The following is a 15,505-nucleotide window of genomic DNA, read 5'->3' on the forward strand; positions in this document are numbered from 1 at the left end:
ACGCCCCTCGCAGACAGGGGCGACGGGGGTTAGTATCATCGCCTTTTACGGTGGTATCAAAATGGATTCCATCGACAGGAGCGATGGATCAATGCCCTATTCCCCTGAATCCCTACAGGCCTTCGTGGAAGCCGCCGCGCTGGGCTCGTTCTCGGCCGCGGCACGGCGGCTGGGCAAGACCCAGTCGACGGTCAGCACCGCCATTGCCCACCTGGAAGCCGACCTCGGCGTGAGCCTGTTCGACCGCCGCGGGCGCTACCCGCGGCTGACCGAGGCCGGGCGCCAGGTGCTGGGCCACGCACAGGAGATCCTGGCCGCCGATGCGCGCCTGCAGCAGTTGAGCGTGCGCCTGTCCGCGCCGGTCGAGCCGCGCCTGACCGTGGTGTTTTCCGATGTCTACCAGCTGGATCCGGAGCAGCGGATCCTGCAGCGCTTCGCCGAAGCGTTCCCGGAGATCGAGCTGGAGTGGCTGGATGCCGAAGGCGAGGACGTGCTGGAACGGGTGAGCGGCGGCCGCGCCGCGCTGGGCCTGCTGCCCAGGCAGGAGCGCTATCCCGATGGGCTGGTGGCGCGGCCGCTGGCGCACCACAGCGAGTTGTCGGTGTACGTGGCGCGCGGACACCCGCTGGCCAGCGCCGGGCGCCGCGCCGCCGCACAACTGGCACGGCATCGGCAGGTGCGCCTGAGCGCCGAAGTCGATCAGACCCGCTTGGTCACCGGCCTGGCCTGGACCGCCACCGATTACCTGATGGTGATGGAGATGGCCGAGGACGGCATCGGCTGGGCCGAACTGCCGCGGGCGCTGGTGCAGCGCTATGACCGTGGGCGGCTGGTGGAACTGGTGCTGCCGGGCTGGCCGCGGCGCATCCACAGCGACCTGCTGTGGCGACGCGACACGCCGCCAGGCCCAGCCGCACTCTGGTGGGCCGACGCGTTGGGGTGAAAAAGGGGACGGAGGGGATTAAGTCGTTTGTGCCCCGGCGGTACTGGGGCACAAACGACTTAATCCCCTCCGTCCCCTTTTTATCTGTCAGCGATGGGCGAGCGCGTAATCCAGTGCCGCGCACACCGCTGCCACCTGTGCGTCGTTGCACTGCTGCGGGGTTGCCCGCGGGCTGTCCGGGTAGACCTCGGTGGTGGTGGTGTACTTCGCGCCGGTAATGCCGGCGCACAGGCCCAGCTTCACCAGCGGATACTCGATCACGCCGTGGGCGATCACCGGCGAACCGATGATCTCGCCTTTGTCGTCGGCGGGGGCGATATGGGTGACCTTCTCCACGGCGGCAATGACCGCCTGCTGGAAGGCCGGCTGCGGGGCCTCGCTGTCATCCACCAGGTAGAAGCCATCCGGAATCAGGCCCGGCTCGAACGGCTTGCCGTCACGCGCGGCCAGCGCCGGGCGGAACTCGCTTTCATCACTGTCGGTGGTCTCGTGCAGGTCGATGTGCAGCACGAACTGGCCCTTGATCGGTGCAACCAGCTCGATCAGCGCGGTCGACTCGCGGGCCGGGCCATCGGCGCGGAAGTTGCGGTTCGGGTCGATCGCATCGAAGTTCCAGCGGTTGATGCGCTCGAAGCCCCACGGATTCACGCACGGCGCCACCAGCAGGTTGGCCTTGCCGGCATAGTCGGCGGCGTGCTTCTCGAGGAACTCCAGCGCGCCCATCACGCCACTGGTCTCATAGCCGTGCACGCCACCGGTAACCAGCGCGGCGGGCAGCGCCGGGTTCCAGTCGCGGCTGCGCAGGGCGAACAACGTATAGGTCTCGCCAGCGTAGTCGAGCTGGCCATAGGCCACCTTGTCGAAACGCGAGGCCAGCGCTTCGATGCGCGGCAGCACCTCCTGGTCATAGCGACGCAGGCGCTGCTGGCGGCCACGCCACAGCTCCCGTTCCGCCGCTCCCCACGGCTGGCCAGGGGTTCCGACGGGGTAGAAGGCGGCTTGGGACATGGCGGATCTCGGCGAGTCAGGAAGCAATCGCCCACTCTACCACCGGGGCAACGGCATGAACCCGACGCGCATTCCATTGGCGAATGGAATAAGCAATAATTCTCATTTACGACCTTCCACAGCCTGCACCGATGCCCATCCACGCCCTGCAACCGGCCCGCCTGCCCCTGGCCGCCGCCCTCACCCTGTGCCTGCTTCCGGCCGCCAGCGTCTTCGCCCAGGACGGCGCTACCACGCTCGACAGCATCCAGGTCTCTGGCAGCTGGCTGGGTACCGGCCTGCATGACAGCGTGAAGCGCTTCGCCGGCGCGCGCACGGTGGTCGACCGCCAGCGCATCGAGGCCAGCGGCGCGGCCAGCATCGGCGATGCCATGCGCCGCATCCCCGGCGTGCAGGTCACCGACAACTCCGGTACGGCCGGCAGCTCGGTCTCGCTGAACATCGGCGTGCGCGGCCTGACCGGGCGCTACTCGCCGCGCTCGACCGTACTGCTGGACGGCGTACCGCTGGCGGTGGCGCCGTATGGCCAGCCGCAGCTGTCGTTCGCGCCGACCAGCCTGTCCAACATCGAATCGATCGACGTGGTGCGCGGCGGCGGCGCGGTGCGCTACGGCCCGCAGAACGTGGGCGGCATCATCAACTTCAGCACCCGCGCCATTCCCACCGGCCCCGGCCTGCACGGTGAGGCCGGCGTGCGCTACACCGCCCATGACCATGGCGGCGGCGACAGTGCCCAGTACAACGCTTTCCTCGGCGGCACCGGCGACAACGGCCTGGGCGCGGCCCTGCTGTACTCCGGCCAGGACGGGCGTGGCTGGCGCCAGGGCAGCGATGACCGCTTCAACGACCTGGCGCTGAAGTTCGCCTATGCCATCGACGCGCAGCAGGAACTGCGTGCCAAGCTGTCGTACTACGATGTGCGCTCGCTGACGCCGGGCGGCCTGACCCGCGCCCAGTACGAGGCCGACCCGTTCCAGAACACCCGCTCCACCGATTTCTGGAAGGGCCACCGCACCGGCATCGACCTGGGCTACACCAACACGCTGTCGGCCAACAGCGAATTCGAGGTGCTGGCCTATTACAACGAAAGCAGCCGCGCCAGCTCGCTGATCAACGCGGCCAATACCCAGTTGACCGTGCAGCCGCGCGATTACCGCGTGCTTGGCATCGAGCCGCGCTATACCCAGCGCCTGCATTGGGGCAGCACGGTGCACGACATCACCGCCGGCTACCGCTTCCTGCGCGAACGGGGCAACGACCGCAGCTACACCGTCAGCCGCCGCACCGGCGTGGCCAGTGCCACCACCCGTTTCGACAACGCGACCGATGCCCATGCGTTCTACATCGACGACCGCATCGCGATCGGCCAGTGGCGGATCACCCCGGGCGTGCGCATGGAATGGATCGACATGGACCGCCGCCAGGCCGGTGGCACGGCGACCTTCAGCAGCCTCAACGACAAGGCCCTGCCCTCGCTCAACATCGCCTACCTGCTGACGCCGCGGCTGACTGTGTTCGGCAACTACACCACCTCGTTCGGGCCGGTGCAGAACATCCAGCTGAATTCCCAGACCGCCAGCAATCCGCTCAAACCGGAAGTGGCAAAGACCGCCGAACTGGGCGCGCGCTGGCAGGACGGCGCACTGCGCGCGGAAGTGACCGTGTTCAAGATGCGCTTCGACAACCAGATCCTGCAGGTGCCGGGGATCACCCCACCGACCTTCCAGAACATCGGCGCCACCGACCACAAGGGCGTGGAGAGCGCGCTGGAGTACCACTTCGCCGAGGACAGTGCGCTGGCCGGGCTGGAGCTGTACGCCAACTACACCTGGACCCAGGCGATCCAGCAGTCCGGTGACAACCGCGGCCTGGACGTGCCCTTCTACTCGCGCGACACCGACAGCGTCGGCGCCCGCTACGCACTGGCCGGCTGGACCTTCAATGTCTCCAGCACCCACCAGAGCGGCCAGTTCTCCGATGCCGCCAACACCTGGGAAGAAACCGCTGACGCGCGCGTGGGCCGCGTGCCGGGCGTGCGCCTGTGGAACGCGCAGGTGGCCTGGCAGGTGCCGGGGCTGGACGACAGCGAGATCGCGCTGGGCGTGAACAACCTGACCGACAAGCGCTGGTACACCCGCAACGTCGATGGCAACGCCGGCCGCATGGTGGCCGCGCCACGCACCTTCTACGTGCAGGGCCGCTACCGCTTCTGACGCGGTAACCGCCCGATGCAGTGACGGCGGCGACCACGGTGGCGGCGTATCATGCCGCCACCATGTCACTGCCTGTTTCGCCATCGCGCCTGCATCTGGCCTTCCAGGGCCTGCGCCTGCGCCTGCGCGGCAGCGACCTGTGGTTCATCGCGCTTGCCCTGCTGGTCGGCCTGATCGCCGGCTACCTGACCCTGCTGCAGTCCGGCATCGCACGCTGGCTGCAGGGCACCCTGTACGGGCTGGACGACGGCATGCGCCTGAGCTCCCTGCCCGCGCTGACCTGGACCGCACTGCTGGTGCTGCCGCTGGGTGGCCTGCTGGTCGGCCTGGTCAGCCTGGCCGCGACCCGGCTCAAGCGGCCCCTGCTCGATGCGGTCGAAGCCAATGCCCTGCATGGCGGGCGCATGTCGATGCGCGACAACCTCATCGTGCTGACCCAGACCCTGCTGTCCAATGGCTGCGGCGCCTCGGTCGGGCTGGAGGCTTCGTATACGCAGATGGGAGCGGGCAGCGGCTCGCAGCTGGGCAGGGTGATGCGCCTGCGCCGCAACGACGTGCGCATCCTGGTCGGCGCCGGTGCCGCCGGTGCCATCGCGGCCGCCTTCGGGGCGCCACTGGCCGGCGCGTTCTACGCCTTCGAGATCGTCATCGGCGCCTACACCCCGGCCGCACTGGCGCCAGTGGCGGTGGCCGCGCTGGCAGGTGCATTCGTGGCCGACCAGGCCGGCATCGAGCCCTACCTGCTGCCGGCTGCCTCGACGATTGATGTCCGCGCCGCCGACTACGCCATTTACGGCCTGCTTGGCTGCTGCTGCGCGATGGTCGGCATCGCGGTGATGCGGCTGATCGCCTCGATCGAAGGCACGGTCAAGCGCAGCCCGTTGCCGCTGTGGGGTCGGCCGGTGGTGGGCGGCCTGCTGCTGATTCCGCTGGCCCTGGCCAGCCCGCAGGTGCTGTCGTCCGGCCATGGCGCGCTGCACCTGGACCTGACCACGCACCTGCCGCTGATCTGGATCGGCGGCCTGCTGACCCTGAAGTGCCTGGCCTCGGGCATCTCGCTCGGGTTTGGTTTCCGCGGCGGCCTGTTCTTCGCCTCGTTGTTCATGGGCACCCTGGTCGGCGCCCTGTTCGCCGGCCTGCTGGCGATGGCCACTGGTGTGCCGGTGATCGATGCCACGTCCGCCGCGCTGGCTGGCATGGCAGCGTTGGCCGCCGCCGTGGTCGGCGCACCGATGACCATGGCCATGCTGGTGCTGGAAGGCACCCACGACTTCCTGCTGACCAGCGTGGTGATGAGTGCGGTGCTGGTCTCCAGCACGCTGGTACGGCAGTGGTTCGGTTATTCGTTCTCGACCTGGCGCATGCACCTGCGCGGCGAGACCATCAAGAGCGCACGCGACGTGGGCTGGGTGCAGAACCTCAACGCCGGCCGGCTGATGCGCAAGGGCGTGGCTACCGCGCCGGCCGATCTCGATGCCGCCACGTTCCGCCAGCGCTTCCCGCTGGGTTCGGGCAGCCGGGTGATCCTGATCGACAGCGAAGGCCATTACGCAGGCATCGTGCAGATTCCGCGCGTCTACGGCGACGGCGTGAAGCCGGAGACCATGATCGGCGAGCTGGCCGAGAACCGGGACGTGTCACTGTCACCGGCCGCGGACGTGGTCAGCGTGATGCAGCGCTTCGACCAGACCCAGGCCGATGAACTGGCCGTGGTCGCCGCCAACGGCCAGGTCCTGGGCGTGGTCTCTGAAGCCTTCGTCCGCAAGCGCTACGCCGAGGAACTGGACAAGCGCCAGCGCGAACTGATGGGCGAGCGCGTCGACGACACCGACTGACCCCGCAAAAAGGGGACGGAGGGGATTAAGTCGTTTCTGACACTTTCGAAATCCGCGCATGGCGTGGATCTACTGTCACCTCGACCGGGTAGACTCCGGCCATGCGCTTCATTGAGACCTTCCAGGCCGGTCCCTTCGCCGACACCGTGGTCAGCCTGCTGGCCGCCTTCGTGCTGGGCACGCTGATCGGCGCCGAGCGCCAGTACCGGCAACGCACCGCCGGCCTGCGCACCAACGTGCTGGTGGCAGTGGGCGCCGCCGCCTTCGTCGACCTGGGCATGCGCATCGCCGGCAGCGCCGAGGCAGTACGGGTGATCTCCTACGTGGTCTCCGGTGTCGGCTTCCTCGGCGCCGGCGTGATCATGAAGGAAGGCATGAACGTGCGCGGCCTGAACACCGCCGCCACCCTGTGGTGCTCGGCGGCGGTCGGCAGCTGCACCGGCGCGGACATGCTGGCCGAGGGCGTGCTGCTGACCGTGCTGATCATCGCCGGCAACACGCTGCTGCGGCCGCTGGTGAATGCGATCAACCGCATCCCGATCAACGAGGCGGCGACCGAAGCCACCTACGAAGTGCGCCTGAGCGTGGATGCCGAAGCCGTACCGCGGGTGCGCGAGCGACTGGTCGATGCGCTGGAGGCCGCGCAGTATCCGGTGGGCGATGTGCAGGTGGTCGAGCATGCCGACGCGCCTACCGACGTGATCGCGGTGCTGGTCAGTACCGCGGTCAGTGCCGACGAGCTGGATCTGGTGCTGGCACGGATGGAGCACGTGCCGGGGGTGCTGCATGCCACGTGGGAAGTCAGCACCCGCGACTGAATCATCCACGCAGGGCGTGGATCTGCCGAGGTCGTGCTGCAGTGGATTCACGCCATGCGTGGATACGCTTCTCTCACCCACCCGCCATGCGCTGCTGTGCCCGCAGCAGCTTCCGGAACGAGCCGCACTTCCGGGCATCCTCTGCCTGCGGGCAGGCCGCCGCACGTTGCAGGTGCCGGCGTACCCGTTGCAGCTGGATGATCTGCCGCTGCAGCACATCAGCCTGCGCCAGCAGGGCCTCACGATCCAGCGTAAGGCATCCGCGCTGCGGCGGCAGCGATGCGCCGATCTGCTGCAGCGACAGCCCGGCCGCCTGGCCCAGGCCGATCAGTGCCAGCCGCTCCAGCACCTGCTCGTCGTACTGCCGGCGCAGGCCGCGACGGCCCAGTGCCTGCAGCAGCCCAAGCTGTTCGTAGTAACGCAGGGTCGAGGCCGGCACGCCACTGCGCTTGACCACTTCGCCGATATCCAGTTCACGCACGGGCTTGACCTCAAGTGACCTTCAAGCGCCAACCTATGGGCGACTTCCCTGCAAGGCAAGACCATGACCCGTACATCCCCCGTTGATCAGAGCGCCCTGTGGAACGGTCCTGGCGGCCAGGTCTGGGTTGCGCAGCAGGCCATTCTCGATGGCCTGTTCCAGCCCATGGCCGACCTGCTGGTGGCCGAACTTCCGGAGACCGTCATGCAACTGCTGGATGTAGGCTGCGGTACCGGTGCCAGCCTGCTGGCATCAGCCGCCGCACGCCCAGCGACACACAGCACCGGCCTGGACATCTCCGCGCCGATGCTGGCGCTGGCCCGCCAGCGCGCCGAGGCTGCGGGACTGGACGCGGACTTCATCGTGGCAGACGCGCAGCGCCATCCTCTGCCGTCCGCGCACTTCGACTGGATCCAGTCGCGGCTGGGCGTGATGTTCTTCGAGGACAGCCAGGCCGCGTTCGCCAACCTGCATCGTGCCGCGACACCCCGCGCTGGGCTGCGCTTCATCGCCTGGCGCAGTGCCGACGAAAATCCATTCATGACCACGGCCGAGCGCGCCATCGGCGATGCACTGGATCTGCCGCCCCGGGTACCCGGCGCGCCGGGACAGTTCGCCTTCGCCGATGGCGGGCGGGTACAGCGGCTTGTGCAGGCCGCCGGTTGGAAGGATGTGGAGGTGGTTGCGGTAGACCTGCCCTGCTCGATCGCCCGCGAAGACCTGCCCACCTATGTCGGCCAGCTGGGCCCGTTGGGGCTGGCCCTGCGCTCAATGCCGGAAGCCCGTGCCGCCGTGCTTCGCCACCAGGCGCTGGCTGCATTCGCGCCGTTCATCGAAGGCGACCGCGTACGCGTGGATGCCGCCTGCTGGCTGGTCCGCGCCCGCGCGTAGGAAAAGGGGACGGAGGGGATTAAGTCGTTCTTGCCCCGCGTGTGCAGGAAACGACTTAATCCCCTCCGTCCCCTTTTTCTTTACAGCGCCTCGCCGGCGTCGGCCAGGCGCGATTCGATCAAGGCGTACCACTGCTGCAGCACGTCGATCAGCATGTCCAGCTCGGCGTCGGTGCGCTGTGCGCGGCCGCTGCGCAGGCAGGCCTGGGCTTCCTGCAGTTGGGCCAGGAACCCTGCCACGGTATCGGCCTGCAGGATCAAGCCGGGCAGGCGCCGGCCCGGGATGCGCACCACGGCATGGTTGCCGAGCTGGCCGTACACGCTGAGCGTAGCTTCCGTCTTCATGGAGAGTGGCAGGAATTGGGCATTCATCGCGTGCACCGTTTGTAGACCTGAGCCGCAGGCAGGCGTGGACGACGGGGGAGACGTTGCCACGCCTGCCGGCGGTCAGGGGGGACTCGGGATGCCGGGGCACCGCCCCGGCGCAGGAGGGTCAACGGGGCTGTGCCATCCCGGCGATCTGCACGCGCCGGTTCGGCGCCAGGCAGGCAATCAGCTCGCGCCGGTTGCGCTGCCCGCACTGCACGATCGGCTCAGCCGCGCCGCGTCCTTCGGCGCTGATGCTGGCCGCAGGCACGCCGCCCTGCACCAGCGCGCTGCGCACGGCCTCGGCGCGGCGCTGCGACAGCGCCTGGTTGTAGCTGGCGCTGCCGATACGGTCGGTATAGCCGGTCACCCTGATCGACTGCACCTGTGCGGCTTCGCGTACCTGCGCCAGGATGCCCTGCACCGCCTGCTGCCCTTCCGCGCTCAGCACCGCGCTGTCGAAGCCGAACAACGCGTCGGCCGACAGCCGCAGCGGCTGTTCCGGCAGCGGTGCCGGTGCCGGCGGGACCGGTGGCCGCGGCGGCTCCAGCACGGCCGCGCACGATTCCGGCTTCCAGTAACCCGCCTGGGCGATGCCCTTGCTGTCAAAGCGGACCTGGAACTGGCAGGTGAAATACTCCGCACCTTGCGCGGTGCGGAAGTTGAACAGGTAGTTCCACTCGCGCACGCCCCACATGCCTTCATTGAAATGCGGCGTGCCCAGCAGCGTGTACAACTGCCGCTTGCTCATGCCCGGCGCGAAGCGGCGCAGGTCGGCGACGTCCGGATAGATGCCTTCCTTCAACGAGGCCCTGGAGGCCTCCGGGAACTGCACGGCGGTGGCTTCGACGGGACCGTCGATGGCCGGCGCATGGCTGCGGCAGGCGGCCAGCAGGCCCATCCCCAGGATCAGGCCCAGCGTAGCGGCATGTTGGCCGGCGCGGGCGATGCGATGCTGTTTCATGTCATTCCCCCTGTAGACGTTTCCGCGATGCCGGGCCGCGGGTGCGGCCCGGCGGCGGGGATCACCACTGGATGCCGGCACCGACGGCCACGCCGGCCTCGCCACGGCTGTTGGTCGAACCGCTGAACTTGTAGATCCAGCGCCCGCCTTCGGAGACACCGGAGATGCCCAGCGCCACGCCCGATTCGCCGTTGTAGCTGCCAGCCGCGATCGAGGCCATGCTGCGGCCCGCCTCGCTGGGCTGCGGCAGCGCTGCGGTGGCCATCGCCGAGGCGATACCGGCCGAAGCACGGTTGTCGGTCTTGCGCAGGTCGCGCTCGAAGCCACCCATGCGCTCGTCGGTGTAGGCCTTGGACCAGTCCAGGGTCTGCGCCATGCCCGACTTCAGCTGATCCACGTTGACCGCGTCGGTACCGGCGGTGCCAGCGGCAACGTTGCGCACCGTGGTCGGGCCGCTGCTGGTGCTGCCCAGGGTGACGCTGTTGTAGTTGGTCGCACCGTTCACCGTGGTGTCGTAGCGGATGGTGCCCTGCTGCGAGGCCTGCAGCTGGCGCACGTTGACCGCGTCGGTGGCCTGCGAGCCGTCGGCCACGTTGACCACCTGGCGTTCGGCGCCGCTGGCACCCACCGAGACCGTGTTGGCCCGGTTCGCCACCGAACCCGCACCCAATGCCACCGAGTTGTCGGCCTGCGCCTGTGAACCATTGCCGAGCGCGGTCGAGTTGGCACCGGCGGCAGTGGAGCCTGCACCACCGGCGGCCGAGTTGGCGCCGCTGGCGGACGGATCGGCCAGGTTGTTGGTGTTGTTGGCGCGGAAGCTGCCCGCCACGTTGGTGATGTTCTGGATCTTCTGATCGGTGTACTTCTTCGACTCGTCGATGGCGTAATTCACGCCGTTCTTCAGCTGGCCGACGTTGGTCGCGTCGTAGGTGTCCGAGCCGTCGGCAACGTGGGTGATCTTGCGCTCGCTGCCGCTGCTGCCGACCGAGACCTCACCGGCCGAGTTGCTGGCACCGGTCTGGCCGTAGGCGCCGGTATAGCCGCTCTGTGCGCCAACGCTGGCCACCGAACCGGCACCCAGCGCCACGCTGTTGCCGGCACTGCTGCTGGCACCGTTGCCGACCGCCACGCTGTTGGCACCGGCTGCACTGGCCTGCGGGCCGACCGCCACCGCTTCCGCACCGGCCGCGGTGGCTGCGGCCGCCGTCGAGTTCACCGCCAGGTAGGCACTGCCACCGCCACCGTTGGTGATGCGCTGGTTGAGGACCTTCAGCGAGCCATCGACGGCAGTGAAGGCGGCGGTGACGTTGTTGTAATCGCCGCTGGTGAAGGTGCCATCGGTGGCGATGCTGGAAATGCTGAACGTCGGCGCGGTCCACGCGTTGGTGGTGCCGTTGTAGGCAGTGGTGCCGCCGAAGTAGTTGGCGATGGTGCTGTGGGTGCTGAACAGCTGGTCGCCGGTGATGGCGTCGCTGCTGCCGGCCAGGATGCTGCCGGCGGCGACGTTGGTGATCTTCACCGCACCGGTACCGGTGCCCGTCAGCGTCACGCTGTTGAGCACGTTGCCACTGCCGTCGACATCGTATTTCACGGCCAGCTTGTCGATCTCGCCGGTCTGGTCGGCAACGTTGGCCAGCGAGTTGCTGACCGCATCGAAGGCGGTGCCGACGTCGTTGTAGCTGCCCTTGGTCACGGTGCCGTTGGCGGCGACGTTGTTGATCGAGTACGTCGGTGCGGTCAGCACGCCGCTGGCGCTGACCGCAGCACCACCGCCGAGGTGGGTGGCCACGGCCTGGTTGGCGGCGAACAGCTGGGCCCCGTTGATGGCCTCGCTGCTGGTGGCGCTGACCTGGCCCGGGCCGAGATTGCGCAGCGTGGTGGCGGTGCCGGCCTGGCCCAGCGTGGCGCTGGCATAGTTGACGCTGCCATCGGCGTTGAGGTCATAGCGCAGTGCCCCCTGCTCCGAGGCCTGCAGCTGTCCCACGTTGACCGCATCGGTGGCCGCGGTACCGGCCGCCACGTTGATGACCTGACGCTCTGCACCAGCGGCACCGATGGAAACCGTGTTGGCACGATCGGCAAGGCTTCCCGCACCCACTGCGATGCTGTTGGCTGCCGTCGCCCGCGCATTGGTGCCGACCGCGATCGAATCGGCGCCGCTGGCCACGGCCTCGGTACCGGTCGAGTTCACCCGCAGGTACTTGGTACCGCCGTTGCGGATATCGGTGATCTGCGTGTTGAGGTTGACCAGCGAACCATCCACCGCCGCGAAGGCATCGGTGGCGTTGGTGTACAGGCCCTGGGCGATGGCGCCGGTGGTGGAGATCGTGCTGATCTCGAACAGCGGTGCGGTGAAGATGCCGCTGGCCGGGTCAAAGGCTGCACGACCACCGAAGAAGCTGGCGATCGCGCTGTTCGTGGCCGCCAGCTGGCCACCGTTGACGGCCTCGAGGCTGCCCGCGGTGACCGCACCGGCGGCGAGATTGCCGATGGTGGTGGTGCCGGTGCCTGCGCCGAGGGTGACCCGTCGATAGTTCGGATTGCCGCCGGCGTCCAGATCGTAGGTCACCGCGGCATCGGCCACGCCATTGATCAGGCTGATGGCCCCCTTCAACTGCGCTACATTGACCGCGTCGGTGTTGCCGCTGCCCGCAGCCACGTTGGTGATCTGGCGCTCGCCCCCACCGGCGGTGCCCACCGATACTTCACCGGCCGAGACTGCGGCGCCGTGAGGCCGTAGGCACTGTAGCTGGCCTGCGCGCCACGCAGTGCGGCCGAGCGGTAGCCCAGCGCGACCGAGTTGGCCTGGTTGGAGGTGGACTCGGCACCCAGCAGGGTCTGCCCGTTGGCGGTGCCGACGGCACTGTCGCCGACGATCACCGAATGGCCCATGCGCGCGGCGTAGTCGGCCGTCGGCACGCCGGTCGGGTTGCTGGGATCGTTCACGCCATCACCGGGGAAGGCGACATTGGCATCGACCTTCGGCAGTTCATGGCGTGCGTTGGCGCCGATCACCACTTCCTTCGAGCCGTTGGCGAAGGCGCCATCGCCCATCAGCACCTGGTAGTCCTGCGCGGCGTTGACGGCCCAGCAGGAGATGTCGGCCAGCGCGATGTCCAGGCACTTGGCCGCCCACGCCGGCGAATCGGTCGGCAGAAGAAGGCCCAGCAGGCCACCGGGATTGCCGTTGTTGATGTTGTAGATATAGCTGTCGGAGGTGACGCCACCGATCAGGGTCAGGTGCGAGCTGCCGCCCGTGGCGGCGCCACCCAGGCCGTTGAGCGTGCTGCCGACCGGTGACAGGTTGACCACCGGCAGACCCAGCACGTTGACCGCCGAATAGGTCTGCATGACGTTGGCGTTGCTGAGCTTGAGATTGCCATTGCTCAGGTAGCCATTGCCGCCGAACAGGCTGGTGGTGGTCGGCCCGATCAGCTGGCCGACATTGCCGACCAGGCCACCGGTGCCGATGATCAGGCCGGCATTCGGGTCGGCCGGCGCCGGTGCCTTCGGGCTGGTCGGCGGGATCGCCGACGGCTGGGTCAGGCCGAGACTGCCGAGCGTGCCACCCACCAGGCCACCCACGGCGCTGCCCAGGTTGCCGACGGTGCCATTGAGATTGCCGTTGAGCAGGTTGCCCACCGCGCTGCCGACGTTGCCCAGCGTGCTTCCCAGCACGCCGCCCAGGCCTGTGCCGGGGCTACCGGTGGTGCCGTTGAGAATGCCGCCCACTGCACCACCGACCGTGCCGACGGTATTGCTAAGCGTGCCGCCCACCGCGCTGCCAACCTGGCCGACGGTGCCGTTCAGAGCGCCACCCACCGCACTGCCGACGGTACCGACAGTACCGTTCAATGCGCCACCGACTGCGCCCACCGTGTTGTTGAGCGTACCGCCCACTGCACCGCCGACCTGGCCGACAGTGCCGTTCAGAGCGCCACCCACCGCACCTCCGACCGTATCGACAGTCCCGTTCAGAGCGCCACCCACGGCGCCTACCGTGTTGTTGAGCGTGCCGCCCACTGCACCGCCGACCGTACCGACAGTCCCGTTCAGAGCGCCACCCACGGCGCCGCCGACCTGGCCAACCGCGCCGTTGAGCGCACCGCCCACTGCACTTCCAACAGTGCCGACAGCACCGTTCAGAGCACCGCCAACTGCACCACCGACTGCGCCGACCGTGTTGTTGAGCGTGCCACCCACTGCGCCGCCGACCTGGCCAACGGTGCCGTTCAGAGCTCCGCCCACCGCACCGCCGACGGTACCGACGGTGCCGTTCAGTGCACCGCCGACTGCGCCGCCAACTGTGCCGACCGTGCCGTTCAGAGCACCGCCAACTGCACCACCGACTGCGCCGACCGTGTTGTTGAGCGTACCGCCCACTGCGCTGCCGACCTGGCCAACGGTGCCGTTCAGAGCTCCGCCCACAGCACCACCGACCGCACCGACCGTGTTGTTGAGCGTACCGCCCACTGCGCTGCCGACCTGGCCAACGGTGCCGTTCAGAGCTCCGCCCACAGCACCACCGACCGCACCGACCGTGTTGTTGAGCGCGCCGCTCACGGCGCCGCCAACTGTGCCTGCCGTGCCGTTCAGTGCACCGCCAACTGCACCACCGACCACGCCGACTGTGTTGTTGAGCGTGCCGCCCACTGAACCGCCGACCGCGCCGACTGTGCCGTTGAGTGCACCGCCCACTGCGCCACCGACTGTTCCGACAGTACCGTTCAGAGCGCCGCCCACTGCGCCACCGACCGTGCCTACCGTGCCGTTCAGTGCACCGCCAACCGCACCACCGACTGCGCCCACCGCGTTGTTGAGCGTGCCACCCACTGCACCGCCGACCGCGCCGACTGTGCCGTTGAGTGCACCGCCCACTGCGCCACCGACTGTTCCGACAGTACCGTTCAGAGCGCCGCCCACTGCACCGCCAACCGCGCCAACGGTGCCGTTCAGCGCACCACCCACCGTGCTACCGACCGCACCCGCGGCACCGTGAAGCGTCCCGCCGACAGCATCCACTGCTCCGCCCACCAGACCGCCGACGCCCAGCGCGCTGTGCTGCGCGGCTACGGTTGCCTGCCCGGCCAGCTTCAGGTTGCGATCGGCGACTACTTCCTGGCCGTCCGGCGCCTGCACGCGCACCTTGCCCGCGGCGCCGGCATCGAACGCGGCACTGATGGCGCGATCATGCGTGTCACCCGGCAGTTCCTCCTTGGCCGGCAGCGTGACCGCCGCCGTCGCCCGGGCCTGGCCCTGCCCCTCGATGTGATGGCCAGCCACCGCCAGATGCGCGTCGGTGTCGCCGTCGACAGAGGCCTTCAGGGACGAACCGCTGAGGCCCGCTGCCGCCTGGGCACCCGAATCGATCGAAGCGACCTGATGGCCAGCGATGCCGACCTTGGCCCTGGCGCGCGCATCGGCAGCCACGCCCAGCGGCGCCTGCGCGCCCGGCGCAACGTGCGCTGCCAGCGATGCATCCACCTGTGCCGCCTTGATCGCAGTGTTGCCCAGGCCGACAGTGGCGCGTACATCGGCCGCCAGCGCCGGCACGGCCACCTGCTTCGGCGTGGTGTTCGCTGCCAGCTTCACCTGCACGGCGGCCGGCAATACGTCACGCACCACCGGCAGCGATGTGGTGTTCAACTGCAGGCCCAGGCGAGCGTCCGCACTGATCGCGGGGCTGCTCTGCGCCTGTCGCGCGGCGGCAGCCAAGGCCACTTCCGCATCGACCTTGACCGGCATCGGCTGCGCATACTTCGCCGCAAGCGCTTGCAGGTCGCGCAGCGACTGATTGGTTTCCGATGCCCCTGCGTGGCCGCTGGCCAGCGCGCACAGCAGTGCCAGGGCCAGCGCGGTGGGCATCAGCAGGAAGGCGCGCGGATCGCGTGCGGCGCCGCCGCTGTCGCCGGTGGCCAGTTCCGAGGCCACAACCAGAGCATTGAGCTGGCGGTTCCATACACGCCGGTAGATGCGGTTCATGAGCA

General features: G+C 68.7%; 9 protein-coding genes and 1 pseudogene. 5 read left to right on the forward strand and 5 right to left on the reverse strand.

The window, feature by feature from the left end:
• Positions 1-91 precede the first annotated feature (91 nt).
• On the forward strand, positions 92-943 hold the full coding sequence (locus tag AC5P7F_RS13675; protein WP_164077901.1) for a LysR substrate-binding domain-containing protein: 852 nt from the start codon (positions 92-94) through the stop codon (positions 941-943).
• A gap of 87 nt (positions 944-1,030) precedes the next feature.
• Here the strand turns inward: AC5P7F_RS13675 and AC5P7F_RS13680 are convergent, their stop codons facing one another.
• Positions 1,031-1,951 (reverse strand): M14 family metallopeptidase, encoded by a 921-nt coding sequence (locus tag AC5P7F_RS13680; protein ID WP_046431082.1) that lies wholly within the window; start codon positions 1,949-1,951, stop codon positions 1,031-1,033.
• 131 nt (positions 1,952-2,082) lie between these two features.
• On the opposite strand from AC5P7F_RS13680, the gene AC5P7F_RS13685 reads away from it, so the two are divergent.
• The 3 genes from AC5P7F_RS13685 to AC5P7F_RS13695 all read left to right on the forward strand — a co-directional run bounded on the left by AC5P7F_RS13685 (position 2,083) and on the right by AC5P7F_RS13695 (position 6,817).
• Positions 2,083-4,164, forward strand: a complete 2,082-nt coding sequence (locus AC5P7F_RS13685) for a TonB-dependent siderophore receptor (protein ID WP_164077803.1) — start codon at positions 2,083-2,085, stop codon at positions 4,162-4,164.
• Positions 4,165-4,226: 62 nt separating this feature from the next.
• A complete protein-coding gene (locus AC5P7F_RS13690) occupies positions 4,227-5,999 on the forward strand; it encodes a chloride channel protein (protein WP_239510532.1) in 1,773 nt (590 codons plus the stop codon).
• A 101-nt stretch (positions 6,000-6,100) separates the two neighbouring features.
• The gene (locus AC5P7F_RS13695; protein ID WP_014647448.1) at positions 6,101-6,817 is read left to right on the forward strand and encodes an MgtC/SapB family protein; all 717 of its coding nucleotides are present in this window, start codon (positions 6,101-6,103) and stop codon (positions 6,815-6,817) included.
• Positions 6,818-6,890: 73 nt separating this feature from the next.
• Here the strand turns inward: AC5P7F_RS13695 and AC5P7F_RS13700 are convergent, their stop codons facing one another.
• Positions 6,891-7,298 carry a MerR family transcriptional regulator gene (locus AC5P7F_RS13700; RefSeq protein ID WP_069116465.1) on the reverse strand — a complete coding sequence of 136 codons (408 nt, stop codon included), beginning with the start codon at positions 7,296-7,298 and terminating at the stop codon, positions 6,891-6,893.
• Between the two features lie 63 nt (positions 7,299-7,361).
• Here AC5P7F_RS13700 and AC5P7F_RS13705 point away from each other — a divergent pair, with 63 nt between their 5' ends.
• Positions 7,362-8,189 (forward strand): methyltransferase domain-containing protein, encoded by an 828-nt coding sequence (locus tag AC5P7F_RS13705; protein WP_164077801.1) that lies wholly within the window; start codon positions 7,362-7,364, stop codon positions 8,187-8,189.
• 80 nt (positions 8,190-8,269) lie between these two features.
• Here AC5P7F_RS13705 and AC5P7F_RS13710 read toward each other — a convergent pair whose 3' ends face one another.
• The 3 genes and pseudogenes from AC5P7F_RS13710 to AC5P7F_RS13720 all read right to left on the reverse strand — a co-directional run bounded on the left by AC5P7F_RS13710 (position 8,270) and on the right by AC5P7F_RS13720 (position 15,500).
• Entirely contained in the window at positions 8,270-8,533 is a 264-nt protein-coding gene (locus AC5P7F_RS13710; RefSeq protein ID WP_223224455.1) for a DUF6959 family protein, read from the reverse strand.
• A 148-nt stretch (positions 8,534-8,681) separates the two neighbouring features.
• Positions 8,682-9,518, reverse strand: a complete 837-nt coding sequence (locus AC5P7F_RS13715) for an OmpA family protein (RefSeq protein ID WP_164077800.1) — start codon at positions 9,516-9,518, stop codon at positions 8,682-8,684.
• A 61-nt stretch (positions 9,519-9,579) separates the two neighbouring features.
• Positions 9,580-15,500: pseudogene (locus tag AC5P7F_RS13720) on the reverse strand (ESPR-type extended signal peptide-containing protein).
• Positions 15,501-15,505: the final 5 nt, after the last annotated feature.

The sequence above is a fragment of the Stenotrophomonas sp. YJH_SMC_105-26 genome (assembly GCF_059368915.1).